Below are 19,581 nucleotides of genomic sequence, written 5' to 3' on the forward strand. Positions count from 1 at the left end.
AAACGGAGAAACTCTATGAAGGCTATTATCCGCAAGCGTGTTCTCAAGACAGGTATCGCTGTCGTGGGGCTGTCGACTCTCGCCGTGGCGGTCAGCGCCCATGCCCAGCAGACGTTGAACATTGTGTCCTGGGGCGGTGCTTACAGCATGAGCCAGCACGAAGCTTACGATAAACCGTGGATGGAGAAGACCGGCGACGAGATCGTCAACATTGACCGCAGCGGTAACGCCCTGGCGGGCCTGCGTGCTCAATCCCAGGCTGGCAACGTGACCTGGGATCTGGTCGACATGCTTCCCGCCGATGCCATGATCGCCTGTGCCGAAGGGCTTATCGAGCCGCTTGATCACGATGAGCTGCTGGCCGACGCCCCGGATGGCACGCCGCCCAGCGAGGATTTCGTCGACGGTGCCTTGGGTGACTGCTTCGTGGCCTCCATCGTCTATTCCAATATCGTCGCCTTTAATAGCGAGATGTTTCCCGAAGACGACCAGCCCAGCACCATCGAGGATGTCTTCGACCTGGAAAACTATCCCGGCAAGCGAGCCCTGCTGCGTAAGCCGATCAACAACATGGAATGGGCCTTGATCGCCGATGGCGTCGAGCGTGACGAGGTCTACGCCATGCTCGAGACCGAAGAGGGCGTACAGCGTGCCTTCGACAAGCTCGATACCATCAAAGACGAAGTCATCTGGTGGGAAGAAGGCGCCCAGCCGCCTCAGCTGTTGGCCGATCAGGAAGTCGCCTTTGCCTCCGCCTACAATGGCCGGATCTTCAATGCCATGGTCACTGAAGACCAACCTTTCGAGATCATTTGGGACGCGCAGGTGTTCGAGTTGGATGGCTGGGTTGTGCCCACCGGCAAGCTCGACAAGGTGAAGGATTACCTCCACTTCGCCACCGATACCCAGCGCCTCGCCGATCAGGCCCAGTACATCTCCTATGGTCCGGCACGTCTGTCTTCTTCTGAACTGGTGTCCACCCATGCCGAAACCGGCATAGAGATGACGCCGCATATGCCAACCTACGAGCCGAACTTTGAAACGGCGCTGCAAAAAGACGACCTGTTCTGGGCCGACTACAACGATGAGCTGACCCAGCGTTTTAACGCCTGGCTGTCCCAGTAAGCTCCTGCCGCCGCTCGGTGAAAACTGGGCGGCGGTATGCCGATAGCCGATCGTTGCTGATCACTTCTTTCGCCAGATGGAGAGACCTACGTGTCCGAACCGCCTGCAGCTCCTCTGACAACGGCTGATGGTGTGCCGCTCAAGGTCAGTCTGCGTCGTACCGTGCGACGCTCGAAAATAAAGGCGCTGTTGCTGGTGGCGCCGCTACTGGTATTCCTGTTTATCGCCTTTCTGATGCCCTTGTTCGAAATGCTGTGGCGCAGTGTCGATAACCCGGAAGTGTCTACCCATTTATCCCGCACCGTTTCCGCGCTGGAAGGCTGGAACGGTGAGTCGTTACCCGATGAAGCCGTCTTTGCGGCCTTGGCCGAGGATCTCCGCGAAGGCCAGCAGGAACGCAATCTGGGCCTATTGTCCAGCCGACTGAACTACGAAAAGTCGGGCATGCGTTCGACCATCAGCCGCACGGCGCGCCGTGTCGGCACGTTGGAACCGCCCTATCGCGAGTCACTCATTGAGGTCAATAACACCTGGGGGGAACTCGATACCTGGAAGCTGATCCAGCGCGAAGCGTCTCCCTATACGATTTCGTATTATCTGGCGGCGGTCGATCTCCAGTTGAGCCCGGACGGTGAGATCGTCCAAGTGCCAGAGCATATGCAGATTCATGCCACGCTATTTTGGCGAACGCTGTGGATGAGCGCCGTTATCACTGGCCTAACGCTACTGCTTGGTTTTCCGGTGGCTTTTCTGCTGGCGAGTCTTCCCGCGCGTCACTCCAATCTGCTGATGATTCTAGTACTGCTGCCGTTCTGGACCTCACTGCTGGTGCGCACCACTACCTGGATCGCTATCCTGCAGTCACAGGGCGTGCTCAACGACGTGATGGTGGCCCTTGGTGTGATTGCCGATGAGGCGCGGTGGCAGATGATCCACAACAAGATGGGCACGATCATCGCCATGACGCATATCCTGCTGCCGTTTATGATCCTACCGCTCTACTCGGTGATGAAGACCATCCCGCCCAGCTACATGCGCGCGGCACGCTCGTTGGGAGGCAAACCGTTTCTGAGTTTCCGTCGGGTCTACTTTCCGCTGACGATCCCGGGCATTGCCGCTGGCGGGATCCTGGTGTTTATCCTGTCGATCGGCTACTACATCACGCCAGCGCTGGTGGGCGGGCAGTCGGGGCGCTTTATCACTAATTACATTGCCTACCATATGCAGACATCGCTCAACTGGGGGCTGGCCGCCGCGATTGCCTCCATCCTGCTGTTCGTGGTGATTATTTGCTATCTGGTGTTCAACCGTCTGATCGGCGTCGACAAGGTCAAGCTGGGGTAAACCATGGCCATTCCTTCCTACGCCACCCGTGGCGAGCGCATCTGGCACTATCTCTTTCTGTTTATCTGTGGCCTGGTCTTTCTGTTCCTGATAGGGCCGCTACTGGTGATCATCCCGCTGTCGTTCAATGCCGAGCCCTACTTCACTTTCAGTAAAAAAATGGTGGCCTTCGACCCGGCCGGTTATTCGTTGCGCTGGTATCAGGATTTCTTTACCTCAAGCGAATGGCTCAACGCTATCAAGAACAGCTTCATCATCGGTATCGCGTCCACACTGCTGGCCACGGTGCTGGGGACCGTTGCGGCGCTGGGGTTGTCGAGTCGGCACATGCCGGCGCGTGGCGCAATTATGGCACTGTTGATCTCGCCGATGATCGTGCCGCTGATCATCTCCGCGGCGGCGATGTTCTTCTTCTTTTCCAAGGTCAATCTCGCCCAGACCTACGTAGGCGTTATCCTGGCGCATACGGCGCTCGGCATTCCCTTCGTGGTCATCACCGTGACGGCCACGCTATCGAGCTTCGACACCACGCTGATCCGCGCCGCGCATAGCCTCGGCGCCAATCCCACTCGGACCTTCTTCAAGGTGGTGCTACCACTGGTCACGCCGGGGGTGGTGTCAGGGGCGCTGTTTGCCTTTATTACTTCATTCGATGAAGTCGTCGTGGTGCTGTTCATTGCAGGCCCTGAACAGCGCACCATGCCGATCCAGATGTGGTCGGGCATTCGCGAGCAGATCAGCCCGACGATCCTAGCCGTGGCGACCATGCTGGTGCTGCTCTCGATGTTGCTGCTCACTACCCTTGAGCTATTACGCCGGCGCAGTGAGCGTCTGCGGGGGCTCTCGCCAGACTAAGCCCAAGCAGCATTGGTAGCGCGCCGGTTTGATGCGAAAACTAAAGGTCTTTGACCAACCTGAGCGCGTCGTAGATAGCCGCGTGGGTGTTGCGGGACTCGACAGCATCACCGATCCGAAACAGCTGGAAGCGGCCATCCGGGTTGCTAGTCACGCTCTGGGGGGCGCCCACGATCAGGTCATCGTAATTCACCTTGCCGCGGTTGCTGGCGTGCGGTTTTAGCTCGAAATAGATATCGGCCATCGGTGTGATGCCGTAGTTGACGACCACTTGGTCGATACGCCGCTCATGCCCACTATCCTGCTGGCCATGAATGGCATAATCGCTGGTGATTTCGGCGAGCAGTTCACTGCCGTCGCGCTGCACGGACTTCAGCCGGTAAGTCGGCGTGAAGGTGACGTTGGCACGCTGCAGGGAACGCATGTAGGGCACTAGGTTCATGGCCATGATCTCTGCGGAGAAGGTGCGATCCGGCGTCATAATCTCAAGCTCAGCCCCCGCGGCGGTAATGATCTCCGCCGCCTGCAGGGCGGCATGGTCGCCTGCATCGTCGAACAGCAACACCCGTTTGCCCGGCGGCACGTGCCCGGAAAGAATATCCCAGGTATTGACGACTAAGTCGCTGCCGACCGCGGGCTGATCTTCCATGGGGTAGCCGCCGGTGGCCACGATCACCACATCCGGCTTTTCGGCGCGCACTTCCTCGGCCTCGGCCCAGACGTTGTAGCGAATCTCGACGCCGAGTGCTTCACAGCGCGCCAGGCGCCAATCGATGATGCCCAGCATCTCACGACGTCGCTCACTCTGCGCCGTGAGACGTATCTGCCCGCCAGCATCGCTGGCGGCTTCGAACACCACCACCGAGTGGCCACGCTCACCGGCAACACGAGCGGCTTCTAACCCTGCTGGCCCCGCGCCGATAATCACGAATCGCCGTTGCTGTGCCGCCTTGGGAATGGTGTGCGGCATGGTGGTTTCGCGCCCGGTGGCAGCGTTATGAATACAGTAGGCGGCGCCGCCTTGATAGATGCGATCAAGGCAGTAGTTGGCGCCGACGCAGGGGCGAATCTCTTCCTCTCGCCCTTCGGCAATCTTGCGCACGATATGGGGGTCGGCCATGTGGGCGCGGGTCATGCCGATCATGTCGACCTTGCCTGAGGCGATGGCATAACGGGCAGTGGCGACATCCTGGATCTTGGCGCCATGGAAGGTGGGAAAGTCGATCTCGCGACGTATTTCACCGGCGAAATCCAGGTGCGGGGCGCTGGGCATGCCCTGGATGGGAATCACGTCGGTGAGCCCCGCATCGGTGTCGATGTGGCCACGAACCACGTTGAGAAAGTCGACCAAACCGCTGTCCTTCAAGCGCCGTGAGATCTCCATCCCGTCGCCGGACGTCAGCCCACCCGGCAGCATCTCGTCGCCGGTGTAGCGCACGCCGACGATGAACGCCTCGCCAACCCGCTGGCGAATGGCGCGCAGCACGTCGAAGGTGAAACGCAGCCGGTTATCGAGATCCCCGCCATAAGGCCCCTCAAGGGTATTGGTCAGTGGCGACCAGAACTGATCCATCAGGTGGCCATAGGCCTGCAGTTCGATGCCATCGAGGCCGGCGGCATGCATGCGTTCGGCGGCATCGGCGTAGTCTCGGATCAGGCGCTCGATATCCCAATCCTCTACCTGCTTGGGAAAGGCGCGGTGGGACGCCTCGCGACGATGAGAAGGCGACACCGCTGGCAGCCAGTCGCCCTTGTCCCAACGGGTGCGCCGGCCCAGGTGGGTGAGTTGGATCATCACTGCGGTGCCGTGCTCGTGACAGGCGTCGGTCAGCTCATGCATCCAGGGCACTACTTCATCCTTATAGGCGAGGATGTTGTTGAACACGGGTGGGCTGTCCTTGGCCACCGCCGCGGATCCTGCCGTCATGGTTAGGCCAAGGCCTGCCTTGGCGCGCTCGACGTGGTAGGCACGGTAGAGTGCCTTGGGCATCCCATCCTCAGGATAAGCGGGCTCATGGGCTGTCATCATAAGCCTGTTTTTCAGGGTTAGATGCTTGAGCTGGAAGGGCTGCAGCAGCGGATCGTTATCCATGGGAAGCGCTCTATTTTATTGTGTATTTGACAAATTTAGGCGTCCATGTTCATAGTTGTCAATATAATGTTCATATATGTACATGGCGGCAAAGCTGTGGACAGAGCAGGTCGTCATCACATAGTAGGAGCGCTGCTGGCACGAGGTTGGTTTATGGGCTAGGAGGCGGGGAAATGGAGCAAAACTTTGTGATTGGAATTATCGGTGGACAGGGGTGGATGGGGCGGGCTCTCGGGCTTGCCCTCCTGGAGCAGGGTATTGTGTCTGCTGATCGATTAGTCGTTTCATCGCGCTCCGGGAGCAGCAATGCTTACCGTGATTGGCGTGGCGTTCGCTGTGTTAAGAACAACCGTGAATTGGTCGGGTTGGTTGACGTCGTCATTCTTTCGGTACGTCCGCAAGATCTCGCCAGCGTCGATATCGATGCTGGCGGGAAGTTGGTTATCTCCCTGTTGGCGATGGCTTCCTTGCAGGAGGTCTCTAGTCGAGTGGGGGGTAGCCGGGTAGTGCGTGCCATGCCGAACGCGGCGGCGGAAATCCGTCGGGCCTATTTTCCCTGGTTTGCCGCCCAGCAGGTCACAGAGGCTGACAAGCGACTAGTTCAAACGTTGTTGGAGAGCTGCGGCAAAGCACGGGAGGTCGCCAACGAGCGTGATCTCGATTATCTGACGGCCTTGAGTGGGGCTGGGCCTGCTTACCCCGCTTTGCTGGCGCAATCAATGTTGGAGCACGCCAAGCAGATGGGGATCGCCGACGATATCGCACTTGAGGCCGTCATGCAGACCCTGGTAGGCGGCAGCCTGCTGCTGGAAAGGCTGGGAACCGATCCCGGTGATATGGTTGAGCGACTGATTGCTTATGACGGCACCACGGCCCAGGGGCTGCGAACAATGCTGGATGAGGGAATCGACCAAGCGGTTCATCGTGGGCTTGAGGCGGCCCATCGGGTAGCCAATGGCACGGATAAAGCGCCCCATAGCCGTAACACCCTAACTGAAGGCTGAGGTTTGGGAGAGCGCAGAACGGAACATTGCGTCTCTTAAGCGTCCTTATTCCTCTATTCCTCTATATAACCATGGCGGGCATGGAAGCGTTGCAATTCCCTGGAACCAGGCGGCTGGCCGGTGAAGATTTCGACATAGGCGGGGATGCGCTGCATGCGCACCTCGAGCGGTTCCTGGGTCTTCATCGAGATATAGCCGATCTGGGTTAGGTAGATGGTGCGGCCCCGAACGTTGGCCGCCAGCGGATCATAGCCGTAACGCTGGAACATTCGCGCCAGTGCTTCGATACGGGTGGCATCAGCCGCATCGATTTCACTCACTACGGATGCTGACTGTAGCGCCCAGCTGCGCATGGCGAACTCTAGCGGGGAGTCGAACAGTTTAGGGTCCAGCCAGCAGTCGAAGACATTGAGCATCGCCTCGACGATATTCTCGGCATAGGCTTCGGTCTGATGCACTAGCCCTTGGGTATTCTTTTCACGCCAGCGTGCAATCAGTGCCTCCAGCAGTGCCTCGCGATCCTTGAAGAACCAGTAGAAACTGGTCCGAGAAAGCTTTAGTCGCTTGGCAAGGGAAAGAATGCGCACGCTATCGACGCCGGATTCCAGTAGCAGCTCAAACGCCGCATCAAGCCAGACGTCTTGGGAGCCCTTAGCGGCGGGCGTATCGGTGGGTGGCATTGAGCAGGTCTCTAAGAATAGTCTAGGAATAGTGTGGCAAAGTGTACACAGGTGTCTCTTATGTGTACACGTTGTCAGCTACTCTGGCTAAGTCCTAGTGACGGTAAACGTCGCTGCCTTGATCCTTCACGTTTTAACCTCGGGCTAAATGTAACATCGGCGCATCGTGTTCTAAATTCTCAAGCATACGAGCAGCGTACCAGTCGATAAAGTCGATAACACCGAACTCATAGGTTTCAGAGTAAGGACCGGGTTGGTAAGCCTTGGAGTTAATGCCGCGCTGGTTCTCCTCGGCGAGTTGGCGGTCCTGATCGTTGGTAGCATCCCACACGCGGCGCAACTTTTCAGGGTTGTAGTCAACGCCTTCCACGGCGTCCTTGTGAACCAGCCACTTGGTGGTCACCACAGTTTGTTGCGGGCCAAGCGGCAGCACGCGAAATACCACCGCATGATCGCCCATGAAGTGGTTCCATGAGTTGGGCAGATGCAGAATGCGCAGGGAGCCCATGTCAGGGCTTGATAAGCGCCCCATCAGCTTCTGACAGCCGGGTTGGCCGTCCATCGTCATCGACACAATGCCATCCAGCAGCGGCGTGCGGGTCAAGCGGTTGCGCTTGCCAAGCCGCGTCAACTGGTGAGGAACCTTCTCCCCGTCCCAGTCGGCCTGTTTGCGGGCCACCAGCGCTTTGTAGGCGGGCGTTGCGCGCGGGTCGTCGGTGTCATCAAATTCCTGCAGCGAGTTTAGTAGCTCAGGATGAGCGCCGTTGCAGTGATAGCACTCACGGTTGTTTTCGATAACCAGTTTCCAGTTGGCTTGCTCGACGATACTGGACTCGGTGGCGACCTTGACGTTGTCCATCTGGTACGGCTCGAGATAGTGCTCAAGCGTTGTCAGAAAGTCATCAATGGCGGGCGGCTCATCGCTTAGGTTGATAAAGATGAAGCCGCCGGCAGTGCGCAGGTTGACCGGCTTGAGGCCAAACTGGTTGAGGTCGAAGTCAGTGCCCATGTCGCTGCCGGCAAACAGCAATCGACCATCAAGTTCGTAGGTCCACTGGTGGTAGGGGCAGACGAGCTTGGCCACCTTGCCCTTATCTTTCGTGCAAAGACGCGACCCGCGGTGGCGGCATACATTGTGAAACGCATGAATAATGCCTTCACTGCCGCGCACGATGACAATGGGGTTATCACCAATATCCAGTGTCATGAAGTTACCCTTGGCCGGGATCTCGCACGTCATGCCAGCAAACAGCCATTCCTTCTCGAACACCTCCTGCATATCAAGCGCGAACAGGCGGGCATCGTTATAAAACGGTTGCGGAAGCGAAAAGGTACGCCCTCTTTCCTGAAGCATCTGGACCGTTGCCGCCCGCGCCTCGGCGAGTGGGTCATCCATCCGGTTAGAAACACTTTTTTCCATTACCAGTATCCTCGTAAACCTCCGCTCCCCCCTCAAAGGGCTGCGAATCGGCCGATAGTCAAGATTGCGTCTCTTGTTGTTCTGTTGCGTAACCTGGCGTTTGATTTAAATGTGGCCTGACGTCAGGCACCGATTGTGTTGCAGGCGCTGCACTGCCAATTATCTGCCCGCGACATTCGATGGCGTAGCGGCGACTAAAAAAGAGGTTTCTAAACGATAGAGAGTGGCACGAGGTAAGTGTGAGTCGCTGTCAGGTAAGTCGGTTAGCAAGTGCATACCCAAAATGCAGCTCAAAGGTGCTGGCTGTATCGCAAATACGGTTCGGCGATGCATAGTGATGAAGCCTGTTCAGGCAGAGGCGATAATGACAACTAATTTCTTCAATCCGGTCACGACCCAAACCTGGACCAATGGCCGTCACCAGGTGCGGTGCGTCAAGGTGATCCAGGAAACCCAGGATGTACGCACGTTCTGTTTTATGGCCGAGCAGCCTGTGCTGTTCTTCTTCAAGCCGGGTCAGTTCGTGACGCTGGAGCTTGAGATTGATCATCAGCCGATCATGCGCTCCTATACGATTTCCAGCTCTCCCTCGATTCCTTACAGCTTTTCAATCACCGTCAAACAGGTGCCGGGGGGCAAGGTATCCAATTGGCTGCATACCAATTTAAAGGTAGGCGACGAGCTGGCCGTGCACGGGCCGGTCGGCAATTTTAACTCTATCGATTACCCCGCCGAGAAAGTGCTGTTTCTCTCCGGCGGTGTCGGCATTACGCCCTTGATGTCCATGACGCGCTGGCTTTTCGATACCAATGCCGCTGTCGACGTTGAGTTCATACACAGTGCCCGCGCCCCGCGTGATGTGATTTATCATCGTGAGCTGGTGCATATGTTTTCGCGCATCCCTGAATTCAAGCTGCATATCATTTGCGAGAGCAAGGAAGATATTGGTGAGGCCTGGGCTGGCTATCGTGGTTATCTCACCCAGCCGCTGTTCGAGCTAATGGTGCCGGATTTTATGGAGCGGGAGATCTTTTGTTGTGGGCCGGCGCCCTACATGGATGCCATCAAACGTATCCTGCGACACCACAACTTTGACATGAACCACTACCATGAAGAGTTGTTTGGCGCCACGCCGGTCGACGTTCGTGAGGAGGTACGTGAGCTGGCCGAGCAGGCAGAGGTTGACGCCGAAAATGTCGATACCAGTGAATTGCACAGCATTGAATTTGCGTCTTCAGGGAAAAGTGTCCGTATCCAACCGGGTGAGACGGTTCATGCGGCAGCAGCGAAGCTGGGCCTGCATATTCCCAAAGCTTGCGGTATGGGGATTTGCGGTACTTGCCGAGTAGAACTCAAATCAGGTGAGGTGGAAATGGAACATAACGGCGGTATTACCGAAGAAGATGTTGAAGAGGGCTACATTCTATCTTGCTGTAGTCGGCCTAAAGGGGATCTGGTGGTGGATTTTTAGCCCATACAAGTATCTTGCTGCTGAGTCATAAGCGCCCTAAACGGTTACTCGTCCGTCAAGGGCGCTTTGCTTTTTTGGCGGCGTCAGGCGTGGTATCGGCTAAATGTTGCCGATGTCGCAAATACATCGTGTGGTGACGTCGGTAAGCATCTTGGGGCCGGACACCAACGATAGTATCGCGGTAACAACGCGTTGATAGGGACTTTGGTTGCAAGCGACCTGGGTTTATCAGCATTAAAGAGTATGTTCAGCACTTAATAAAAAAGTGACTCATCAGGAGGCGGTAATGCTTCAAAATAATTTTTCGCCCAACGCCCGCTTGGCCAATTACGACGCGTTGCTTGCTGAGGCAATTGCTGAAGAAACGGTTCGCCAAGAAGCACATATTGAATTGATCGCCTCCGAAAATTACGCCAGCAAACTTGTCATGGAAGCGCAAGGTACACAGCTGACCAATAAGTACGCAGAAGGGTATCCAGGTCGCCGTTACTACGGCGGGTGTGAGTTCGTTGACAAGGTTGAAGCTCTCGCCATTGAGCGAGCTTGTAACCTGTTTAGCGCCAATTATGCCAATGTGCAGCCGCACTCCGGAGCCCAGGCCAATGCCGCTGTGTTCATGGCACTGGTATCGCCGGGCGATACGGTATTGGGTATGAGCCTAGCCCACGGCGGCCACTTAACCCATGGTGCTGCACCCAACTTCTCGGGTAAGCATTACAACGCCGTACAGTATGGCCTCAAGCCGGAAACCGGTGAGATCGATTACGAAGAAGTCGAGCGCTTAGCTCGCGAGCACCAGCCGAAGATGATCATCGCAGGTTTCTCCGCTTACTCTCGCGTGGTGGACTGGCGGCGTTTTCGTGCCATCGCCGATGAGGTAGGCGCTTGGTTGATGGTCGATATGGCCCACGTCGCTGGCCTGGTGGCCGCTGGTCTCTATCCGAGCCCGCTGCTTTACGCTCATGTGGTCACCACCACCACCCATAAAACGCTACGTGGCCCACGGGGTGGCTTGATTCTCTCCGCTCATGGTGACGAAGCGCTGTATAAAAAGCTCAATGGCGCGGTTTTTCCAGGCCAGCAGGGCGGCCCGCTGATGCATGTGATTGCCGCTAAGGCGGTGGCGTTTAAGGAAGCCATGAACCAGGAGTTTGTGCGCTATCAGCAGCAGGTGATCGATAACGCCCGGGCGATGGCCAAGGTGTTCATGGAGCGTGGCTACGACGTAGTGTCTGGCGGCACCGACGACCACCTCTTTTTGGTTTCGCTTATCCGCCAAGGCATTACCGGTAAAGATGCGGATGCTGCACTTGGCCGCGCACATATTACGGTGAATAAAAACACGGTGCCCAACGACCCGCAAAGCCCCTTCGTAACGTCCGGCCTGCGTATTGGAACCCCAGCGGTCACCACACGCGGTTTCGATGCCGAGGAATGTAGTGAGCTGGCGGGATGGATTTGCGACATCTTGGACGAGTTGGCTGCAGGCAAAGACACCGCTGCCATTGAAGCTAAAGTGCAAGCCAAAGTGGCTGATGTGTGTGCCCGGCATCCTGTCTACGCTGAAACTGTCGCTGAAGCCGTCGAAGCCATCGCTTGAGAGGAGACCCCTATGCAACGCTATTCCGGCTTCGGCCTGGTCAAGCACGCGCTGAGCCACCACGAGAACTGGGAGCGCCAGTGGCGCAACCCCACACCCAAGAAGCAGTACGATGTAATCATCGTCGGTGGTGGCGGTCACGGCTTGGCCACGGCCTACTACTTGGCGAAAGAGTTCGGCGTCAAGAACGTGGCGGTGATTGAGAAAGGTTGGCTGGGCGGCGGCAACACCGCCCGTAATACCACTATCGTGCGCTCCAACTATTTATGGGACGAATCGGCCGTCCTTTACGAACATGCCATGAAATTGTGGGAAGGGCTCTCGCAGGATCTGAACTATAACGTGATGTTCTCTCAGCGTGGGGTGCTCAACCTCGGGCATACCCTGCAGGACATGCGCGATATCCAGCGTCGGGTGAATGCCAATCGGCTGAACGGTATCGACGGTGAAGTTTTAGACGCCAAAGGAGTGCAGGAGCTAGTGCCGATTATGGACTGCTCCAAGAACGCTCGCTACCCGGTGATGGGCGCCTCCTGGCAGCCGCGCGCCGGCGTGGCGCGCCACGATGCGGTAGCCTGGGGCTATGCCCGTGGTGCCGATGCGCATGGGGTGGATATCCTTCAGCAGACCGAAGTCACCGGCTTCAAGATTCGTGACGGCCAGATCTACGGCGTACACACCAACCGTGGCGACATCGAGGCCAAGACCGTGGGCTGTGTGACCGCCGGTAATTCCAGCGTGCTGGCCAATATGGGCGGCTTTAACCTGCCGTTGGAGTCCCATCCGCTGCAAGCCTTAGTCTCTGAGCCGATCAAACCTATTCTCGATACGGTGGTGATGTCGAACCAGGTGCATGGCTACATCAGCCAGTCCGACAAGGGCGACCTGGTGATCGGCGCGGGCATCGACGGCTATAACGGCTATGGCCAGCGCGGCAGTTATCCCACCGTGGAGCACACGCTCCAGGCGATCGTTGAAATGTTCCCAATCTTCTCTCGGGTGCGCATGAACCGTCAGTGGGGCGGCATCGTCGATACCTGCCCGGACGCTTGCCCGATCATCTCCAAAACACCGGTGAAAGGTCTGTACTTCAACTGCGGTTGGGGCACCGGCGGTTTCAAGGCGACGCCAGGGTCGGGGCATGTGTTTGCCGCCAGCCTGGCCAAGGGGGAAATGCATCCCATCGCCGAGCCGTTCTCCATGTTCCGCTTCCACAGCGGTGCGCTGATCGACGAGCACGGCGCTGCCGGCGTTGCCCACTAGGGTTCATACGAGAGGAGTATTCGCATGTTCTATATCTACTGCCCCTACTGCGGCGAACACCGTGAGGAAGAGGAATTCCACCCCAAGGGCCAGGCGCATATCGAGCGCCCCAAGGAGCCCGAGGCGTGTAGTGACGAAGAGTGGGGGAATTACCTGTTCTTCCGTGACAACCCCCGTGGCGTTCACCATGAAATGTGGGTGCATGCGGTGGGTTGCCGCAAGTTTTTCAACGTGACGCGTCACACCGTGAGCTACGAGATTCTCGAGACTTACAAAATGGGCGAGCAGCCGTCGATTACCGCTGACAGCCAGACTAAGCCTCGCGAAGCCGCCGCGGTAAACCAACAAGAAGGAGTGCGGGCATGAGCCAGTCCAAGCAACAAGTGTTCCGCCTTAACACGGGCGGGCGTATCGACCGCTCCCGCACGTTGAGCTTTACCTTTAACGGTCAGCGTTACCAAGGACACCCCGGGGATACTCTGGCTTCGGCGCTGCTGGCTAATGGCGTGGATATCGTCAACCGCAGCTTTAAATACTCGCGGCCCCGCGGCATCGTTGCCGCCGGTGCCGAGGAGCCGAATGCCATCGTGCAGTTGGGTAGCAGTGAAGCGGCTCAGGTGCCGAACGTACGCGCCACCCAGCAGGCGCTATATGAAGGCTTGGCCGCCAGCAGTACCAATGGCTGGCCGAACGTACAGCGCGACCTGATGGGCCTGTTCGGCAAGCTGGGCGGGCAGTTTATGCCACCGGGCTTCTACTACAAGACCTTCATGGCGCCGGCCTCGATGTGGCTGACCTACGAGAAGTACATCCGCAAGGCGGCGGGGCTGGGTCGCAGCCCCATGGAAGCCGATCCAGATAACTATGACCACTTCAATCAGCACTGCGATGTGCTGGTCGTCGGTGCAGGCGCCGCGGGTCTGGCGGCGGCGCTGGCCGCCGCGCGCAGCGGCGCCCGGGTGATGGTGGCCGATGAGCAGGAAGAGATGGGCGGCTCGCTGCTGGCCAGCCGCGAAACCCTAGAAGGCAAGCCGGCGGATCAGTGGGTGGCCCGGGTGCTGGATGAACTGGCCGGTTGCGAAAACGTCACGCTGCTGCCGCGCACCACGGCTAACGGTTATCACGACCACAATTTTGTGACGCTGCATGAGCGGCGTACCGAGCACCTAAGCGATACGGCGCCGGTGGAAAATGGCCACCGTCAGGTGCGCGCACGCCTGCACCGGGTACGCGCTGGCCAGGTGATTCTGTCCACGGGCGCCCACGAGCGTCCGCTGGTCTACGCGGGCAATGACGTGCCGGGCAACCTGCTGGCTGGCGCTGTGTCGACCTACATTCGCCGCTATGGCGTGGCACCGGGCCGCAAACTGGTGCTCTCCACCAGCAACGACTACGGCTACCGCGCTGCCTTGGACTGGAAAGAGGCCGGCTCCGAGGTCGTCGCTATCGTGGACGCCCGCGAGGCGCCGGCGGGCGACTGGGTGGATGCCGCCCGCGCCCAGGGCATCAAGATTATTACGGGCAGCGCCGTTATCGAGGCGAAGGGCAGCAATCGGGTCACCGCGGCACGGGTCGCCAAGATTGATATTGTCGCTTTCAAAGTGAGCGGCCCGGTTCAGGAGTTGGCCTGCGACACCATCGCCAGCTCCGGCGGCTACAGCCCGGTGATTCACTTGGCGTCCCACACTGGCGCGCGGCCTACCTGGCGCGACGATATTCTCGGCTTTGTGCCGGGACTGGTGAAGGGTGTTCAGGCGTGTGGCGGTGTCAATGGCACCTATGCCCTGGGTGACGTGCTGGCGGAAGGTGTCGAGGCGGGCATCAAGGCAGCTGCCGCCATGGGCCATGCCGTTCAGACGGTCACTCTGCCGAGCGCTGAACGTCTGCAGCAAGGGCCTGCGGTGGCGCTCTTCCAGGTGCCTCACGAGAAGCCTACCCTGCGTGGTCCCAAGCAGTTCGTCGACCTACAGAACGACGTCACCGCGGCGGGGATCGAGCTTGCGACCCGGGAGGGCTTTGAGTCTATTGAGCACATCAAGCGCTACACCGCGATGGGCTTCGGTACGGATCAGGGCAAGCTGGGCAACATCAACGGCATGGCGATTGCCGCCCGTTGCTTGAATCGCTCCATTCCCGAGGTGGGCACCACGGTGTTCCGTCCTAACTACACCCCGGTCACCTTCGGCGCTATTGTTGGTCGCCACTGCCGTGATTTGTTCGACCCCGAACGCTACACCGCGCTGCACCAGTGGCACGTAGAGCGCGGCGCCGAGTTCGAGGACGTCGGCCAGTGGAAGCGCCCCTGGTACTATCCACAAAAACGCGCAGGGGCCGTCAATGGCGAACGCGAGAGTATGGCGGAGGCAGTGGCTCGCGAGTGCCTGGCGGTGCGCGAGAAGGTCGGTATCCTCGATGCCTCGACGCTTGGCAAAATTGATATCCAAGGGCCAGATGCGCGTGAGTTTCTGGCACGGATTTACACCAACAAGTGGGAGAAGTTGGCAGTCGGCAAGTGCCGTTACGGTCTGATGTGCAAAGACGATGGCATGGTCACCGACGACGGTGTGACCAGCTGCCTGGCCGATAACCACTTTTTGATGACCACCACTACCGGTGGCGCGGCAGCGATCCTGGAATGGCTGGAGTTGTGGCATCAGACCGAGTGGCCGGAACTGGATGTTTACTTCTCTTCAGTGACCGACCACTGGGCCACCATGACCATCACTGGCCCGGAAGCGCGCAAGCTGCTCGCTGAGATCAGTGATCTCGATCTTGACCGCGATAGCTTTAAGTTTATGGATTGGCGATCCGGGAAAGTGGCGGGGGTGCCAGCACGGGTCTTCCGCATCTCTTTTACGGGCGAGCTGACCTTTGAGATCAACGTGCAGGCAAACTACGCCATGCATGTGTGGCAGACCCTGTTCAAGCATGGCGAGAAGTATGGCTTGACGCCCTATGGCACCGAAACCATGCACGTTCTGCGCGCTGAAAAGGGCTTCATCATCGTGGGTCAGGAAACCGACGGCTCCGTGACGCCGGAAGACTTAGGCATGCAGTGGTGTGTAGGCTATGACAAGCCCTACTCATGGATTGGCAAGCGTGCCCTGACGCGCAGTGACACCAAGCGTGAGAACCGCAAGCAGTTGGTGGGGCTCAGACCGAAGGACCCGAAGGTGGTCCTCGAAGAGGGGGCCCAGATCGTGCTTGATCCCAAGCATGCGATCCCTATGCCGATGGTGGGCCATGTTACCTCCAGCTACTACAGCCCGATTTTGGATTCAGGCTTTGCGCTAGCGGTGGTCAAGGGTGGCCATCAGAAACTAGGCGAGACGGTCTACCTGCCCATGGCGGATGGACAAACCCATGAGGCTGAAATCGTCAGCACCGTTTTCTACGACCCCAAGGGAGAGCGCCAGCATGTCTAACGCGGCCACCTTCGACACCCGTACTGATACCGCTATTCCGGTAGAGTCCCCGTTAGCCTATAGCTATCGTCGCAGCGGTGCCCCCCAGGCCGGCGGCCCAAGCCGACTTCAGCTACGCGAGCGGGCAATGCTTGGGCATCTGATCCTGCGCGGTGGCGCCATCGTGCTCGACGAGGCGGTGCGTGACGTGCTCGGCATTAGCTTGCCTGGACAACCCCAGGCGTTGGTGCAAGATGCCAGCGGCGAGCGCTCCATTCAGTGGCTCTCCCCGGACGAGTGGCTGGTGATCGTCCCCGGTGGAGAGGAGTTCCCGCTGGAGACGAAGCTGCGCGAGTATTTGGGCAGCGCCCATTTCGCGATTAGCGACGTCAGCGGTGGTCAGACGCTATTGGAGATTTCCGGCGAAGCAGCCCGAGAGCTATTGATGAAAACAGTGATCTACGATGTTCACCCCAGCAATTTCCCGGTGGGAAAGGGTGTTACTACCGTCTTCGCCAAGGCGACCACTATCCTGCGTCGTCCCAGTGAAGAGCGCTGGGAGTTAGTGGTGCGACGCAGCTTTGCCGACTACTGCTATCGCTGGTTGCTGGATGCAGCGGCAGAGTATGGCGTCAACGTACAACAATAAGCGGGCAGGCCGGAACGCTGTTCCGGCCGCTATGATCTTCCGCAACGGTCTGCCGCTAACTGAGAAGCATGCACTATGAGCCGAATGAGTGATACCTGGATACTGGCCGCCCAATGCCCTAGCCGCTTGGGAACGGTGGACGTCGTCACGCGCTTTCTAAAAGAGCAGCAGTGCTATATCACTGAACTCAACTCTTTCGATGATCGGCTCGGCGGGCGCTTTTTCATTCGCGCCGAGTTTCGCCCAGAGCAAGATGAGTTTCATGAAGAGCGCTTTCACACCGATTTTTCAGCGCGGGCAAGCGAATTCGATATGCAGTTCGAATTGACGGCCCCTGGCAAACGCACCGGCACCGTGATTATGGTCTCCAAGGCCGATCACTGCTTGAATGATCTGCTCTACCGTTATCGGACAGGGCAGCTTCCGCTGGATATCAAAGCGGTGATTTCCAATCATCCCGATCTGGAGCCATTGGCAGCCTGGCACGATTTGCCCTACCACTACCTGCCGATCACGCCCGAGACGAAATTGCAGCAGGAGGCCCAGGTACGCGACATCATCGCGGATACCGACGCGGAACTGGTGGTGCTGGCAAGGTATATGCAGGTACTTTCCCCCTCTATGTGTGAGCTATTAGCTGGACGGGCCATCAATATTCACCACTCGTTGCTGCCCGGTTTTAAAGGTGCTAAGCCTTATCATCAGGCGTATGAGAAAGGGGTTAAGCTGGTCGGCGCGACGGCACACTACATTAATAATGACCTTGATGAAGGGCCGATTATTGCTCAAGGGGTCGAGCCTGTGGATCATACCCACTACCCCGAGGATCTGGTGGCCAAGGGGCGTGATATCGAGTGCCTAACGCTGGCTAGAGCGATTAGCTATCACTTAGAACGCCGCGTGTTCTTTTACTCAGGGCGCACAGTCGTTTTTGGCAACTAGTTTTTGGTAACTAGCCTTTTTTGTGACTAATGCTTTTTACCTAATGCGATTGTTAATAAACGCAAACAGTTTGAGCTGGCTATGATAATTGGGTTGCTGTCGTTACTAAGCTTTTGCCAGAGCGATAAGTAACCCCTTGTTATGTGTGAGAAGTTATGTGTGATAAGCCGTGCCTAAAAGTATCATTTAATAAATATAAAAATATCATCAATAAAAGATAGCTTAGTTTTATTTATCATCACATCAATAACTTATTGAAATTGTCAGGCACCGCCTGACTTTCCCCTGTTTATACGTCAAGAGGTGCGCCAATGCCTATCAGTGTTTTCGACCTTTTTAAGATTGGAGTAGGCCCCTCCAGTTCCCATACCGTCGGGCCCATGCAGGCGGCTTTTAAGTATGTCACCACCCTGCGCGAAAACAGCCTGCTCGATGAGGTAGGGCATCTTGAAGTCCATCTTTATGGCTCGTTGTCCGCCACGGGTATCGGACATTCCACCGATAACGCAATTATTATGGGATTAATGGGTGAACGCCCTAGCACAATAGATCCCTCGATTATTGAGCCAGCCATTCAGGCGCTTAAAGAGAGCCAGTCATTACAGCTGGGTCGACAAAAAACAGTGAAGTTTGTTTGGGAGAGTGACCTCTTTTTTCATGAAGAGAGCTTGCCCCACCACCCTAATGCCATGAGGCTCAAAGCTTTCACGCATCAGGGCGACTTGGTGTATCAAAATACCTATTACTCGGTGGGCGGCGGCTTCGTGGTTGAACAGGCCCAGGTGGATATGCCGCTGGACGATTTGGGTGGCGTTACCATTCCTTACAACTTCGATACCGCAGACGAACTCCTGGCGCTATGTAAAAAAGAGCAGCTCAGTGTCAGCCGGCTGATGCTGGAAAATGAGAAAGTATGGCGGACGGAGGAGAAGGTCAGAAACGAACTGTGGCGTATCTGGCAAGTGATGTGTGAATGCATCGATAATGGATTAACCCACGAAGGGATACTGCCGGGCGGTTTAAACGTTAAGCGAAGGGCTAAGCTGCTTCACCAGCGTCTTCAAGCGGCAGAGCAGAATGACTGCCTGATCGCCTCAACGTTCTCAGCGATGGAGTGGGTGAATATTTTTGCCCTCGCCGTTAACGAAGAGAATGCTGCAGGGGGGCGCATGGTCACGGCGCCCACCAACGGTGCCGCAGGCATCATCCCCGCCGTCTTACACTACTATATGAAGTTTCAGCCCAACGCCTGTGAGAAAAACGTGGTGGATTTTTTGCTGGCGGCAGGCGCCATTGGCATTCTGTGCAAGAAAAATGCCTCGATCTCCGGCGCCGAAGTGGGCTGCCAGGGGGAGGTCGGGTCGGCTTGTGCCATGGCAGCGGCTGGCTTGGCTGATGTGATGGGGGGCACGCCCGAACAAGTCGAGCATGCGGCCGAAATCGGCTTGGAGCACAATTTAGGGTTAACCTGTGACCCCGTTGGCGGGTTGGTTCAAGTCCCTTGTATCGAGCGCAACGCTATCGCAACGGTAAAGGCGATCAACGCCGCTCAAATGGCATTACGCGGCGATGGCACTCACTTTATATCATTGGATAAAGTCATTCGTACCATGCGCGATACAGGGCGAGATATGCTGGATAAGTATAAAGAGACATCCAAAGGAGGGTTAGCGGTTAATGCTATTGAGTGTTAAGTAGCTCTAACGTGAACTCTTGGAAATTTAGCCCCTTC

The 19,581-nt window shown here is 57.4% G+C and carries 15 protein-coding genes; 12 read left to right on the top strand and 3 right to left on the bottom strand.

The features are described 5' to 3' along the window. Positions 1–15: 15 nt before the first annotated feature. The 3 genes from KO116_RS02575 (at position 16) to KO116_RS02585 (ending at position 3,324) form a co-directional block, all read left to right on the top strand. Positions 16–1,125 carry an extracellular solute-binding protein gene (locus KO116_RS02575; protein WP_144408552.1) on the top strand — a complete coding sequence of 370 codons (1,110 nt, stop codon included), beginning with the start codon at positions 16–18 and terminating at the stop codon, positions 1,123–1,125. A 90-nt stretch (positions 1,126–1,215) separates the two neighbouring features. Continuing rightward, positions 1,216–2,469: an ABC transporter permease gene (locus KO116_RS02580; RefSeq protein ID WP_035560540.1), complete on the top strand. Its 1,254-nt coding sequence runs from the start codon at positions 1,216–1,218 to the stop codon at positions 2,467–2,469. 3 nt (positions 2,470–2,472) lie between these two features. Then, a complete protein-coding gene (locus KO116_RS02585; protein ID WP_035560543.1) occupies positions 2,473–3,324 on the top strand; it encodes an ABC transporter permease in 852 nt (283 codons plus the stop codon). 40 nt (positions 3,325–3,364) lie between these two features. Here the strand turns inward: KO116_RS02585 and KO116_RS02590 are convergent, their stop codons facing one another. Continuing rightward, positions 3,365–5,416: an NADH:flavin oxidoreductase gene (locus KO116_RS02590; RefSeq protein WP_035560546.1), complete on the bottom strand. Its 2,052-nt coding sequence runs from the start codon at positions 5,414–5,416 to the stop codon at positions 3,365–3,367. 173 nt (positions 5,417–5,589) lie between these two features. On the opposite strand from KO116_RS02590, the gene KO116_RS02595 reads away from it, so the two are divergent. Then, positions 5,590–6,420: a pyrroline-5-carboxylate reductase family protein gene (locus tag KO116_RS02595; protein WP_045812053.1), complete on the top strand. Its 831-nt coding sequence runs from the start codon at positions 5,590–5,592 to the stop codon at positions 6,418–6,420. A gap of 53 nt (positions 6,421–6,473) precedes the next feature. Here KO116_RS02595 and KO116_RS02600 read toward each other — a convergent pair whose 3' ends face one another. Together KO116_RS02600 and KO116_RS02605 are read right to left on the bottom strand one after the other, a co-directional pair. Beyond that, positions 6,474–7,100 (bottom strand): TetR/AcrR family transcriptional regulator, encoded by a 627-nt coding sequence (locus KO116_RS02600; protein WP_035560549.1) that lies wholly within the window; start codon positions 7,098–7,100, stop codon positions 6,474–6,476. Positions 7,101–7,233: 133 nt separating this feature from the next. Continuing rightward, positions 7,234–8,520, bottom strand: a complete 1,287-nt coding sequence (locus tag KO116_RS02605) for an aromatic ring-hydroxylating oxygenase subunit alpha (RefSeq protein WP_035560552.1) — start codon at positions 8,518–8,520, stop codon at positions 7,234–7,236. Positions 8,521–8,884: 364 nt separating this feature from the next. Between KO116_RS02605 and KO116_RS02610 the strand changes: the two genes are divergently transcribed. The 8 genes from KO116_RS02610 to KO116_RS02645 all read left to right on the top strand — a co-directional run bounded on the left by KO116_RS02610 (position 8,885) and on the right by KO116_RS02645 (position 19,543). Next, positions 8,885–9,991 (top strand): hybrid-cluster NAD(P)-dependent oxidoreductase, encoded by a 1,107-nt coding sequence (locus KO116_RS02610; protein ID WP_035560555.1) that lies wholly within the window; start codon positions 8,885–8,887, stop codon positions 9,989–9,991. Between the two features lie 286 nt (positions 9,992–10,277). After that, positions 10,278–11,591 (top strand): serine hydroxymethyltransferase, encoded by a 1,314-nt coding sequence (glyA, locus tag KO116_RS02615; protein ID WP_035560558.1) that lies wholly within the window; start codon positions 10,278–10,280, stop codon positions 11,589–11,591. A 12-nt stretch (positions 11,592–11,603) separates the two neighbouring features. Continuing rightward, entirely contained in the window at positions 11,604–12,854 is a 1,251-nt protein-coding gene (locus KO116_RS02620) for a sarcosine oxidase subunit beta family protein (protein ID WP_035560561.1), read from the top strand. A 24-nt stretch (positions 12,855–12,878) separates the two neighbouring features. Further along, entirely contained in the window at positions 12,879–13,220 is a 342-nt protein-coding gene (locus KO116_RS02625; protein WP_035560565.1) for a sarcosine oxidase subunit delta, read from the top strand. Continuing rightward, positions 13,217–16,279 (top strand): sarcosine oxidase subunit alpha family protein, encoded by a 3,063-nt coding sequence (locus KO116_RS02630; RefSeq protein ID WP_035560567.1) that lies wholly within the window; start codon positions 13,217–13,219, stop codon positions 16,277–16,279. Before KO116_RS02625 ends, KO116_RS02630 begins: the two co-directional genes overlap by 4 nt. Then, entirely contained in the window at positions 16,272–16,907 is a 636-nt protein-coding gene (locus KO116_RS02635; protein ID WP_035560570.1) for a sarcosine oxidase subunit gamma, read from the top strand. The genes KO116_RS02630 and KO116_RS02635 overlap by 8 nt, the downstream gene beginning before the upstream one ends. Positions 16,908–16,982: 75 nt before the next feature. Further along, positions 16,983–17,849 (top strand): formyltetrahydrofolate deformylase, encoded by an 867-nt coding sequence (gene purU, locus KO116_RS02640; RefSeq protein ID WP_035560573.1) that lies wholly within the window; start codon positions 16,983–16,985, stop codon positions 17,847–17,849. Between the two features lie 311 nt (positions 17,850–18,160). Further along, complete coding sequence (locus KO116_RS02645) at positions 18,161–19,543, top strand: L-serine ammonia-lyase (protein WP_035560575.1); 1,383 nt, start codon at positions 18,161–18,163, stop codon at positions 19,541–19,543. Positions 19,544–19,581 lie beyond the last annotated feature (38 nt).

The sequence above is a fragment of the Halomonas sp. KO116 genome (genome assembly GCF_000734975.2).
Lineage (GTDB): Bacteria > Pseudomonadota > Gammaproteobacteria > Pseudomonadales > Halomonadaceae > Vreelandella > Vreelandella glaciei.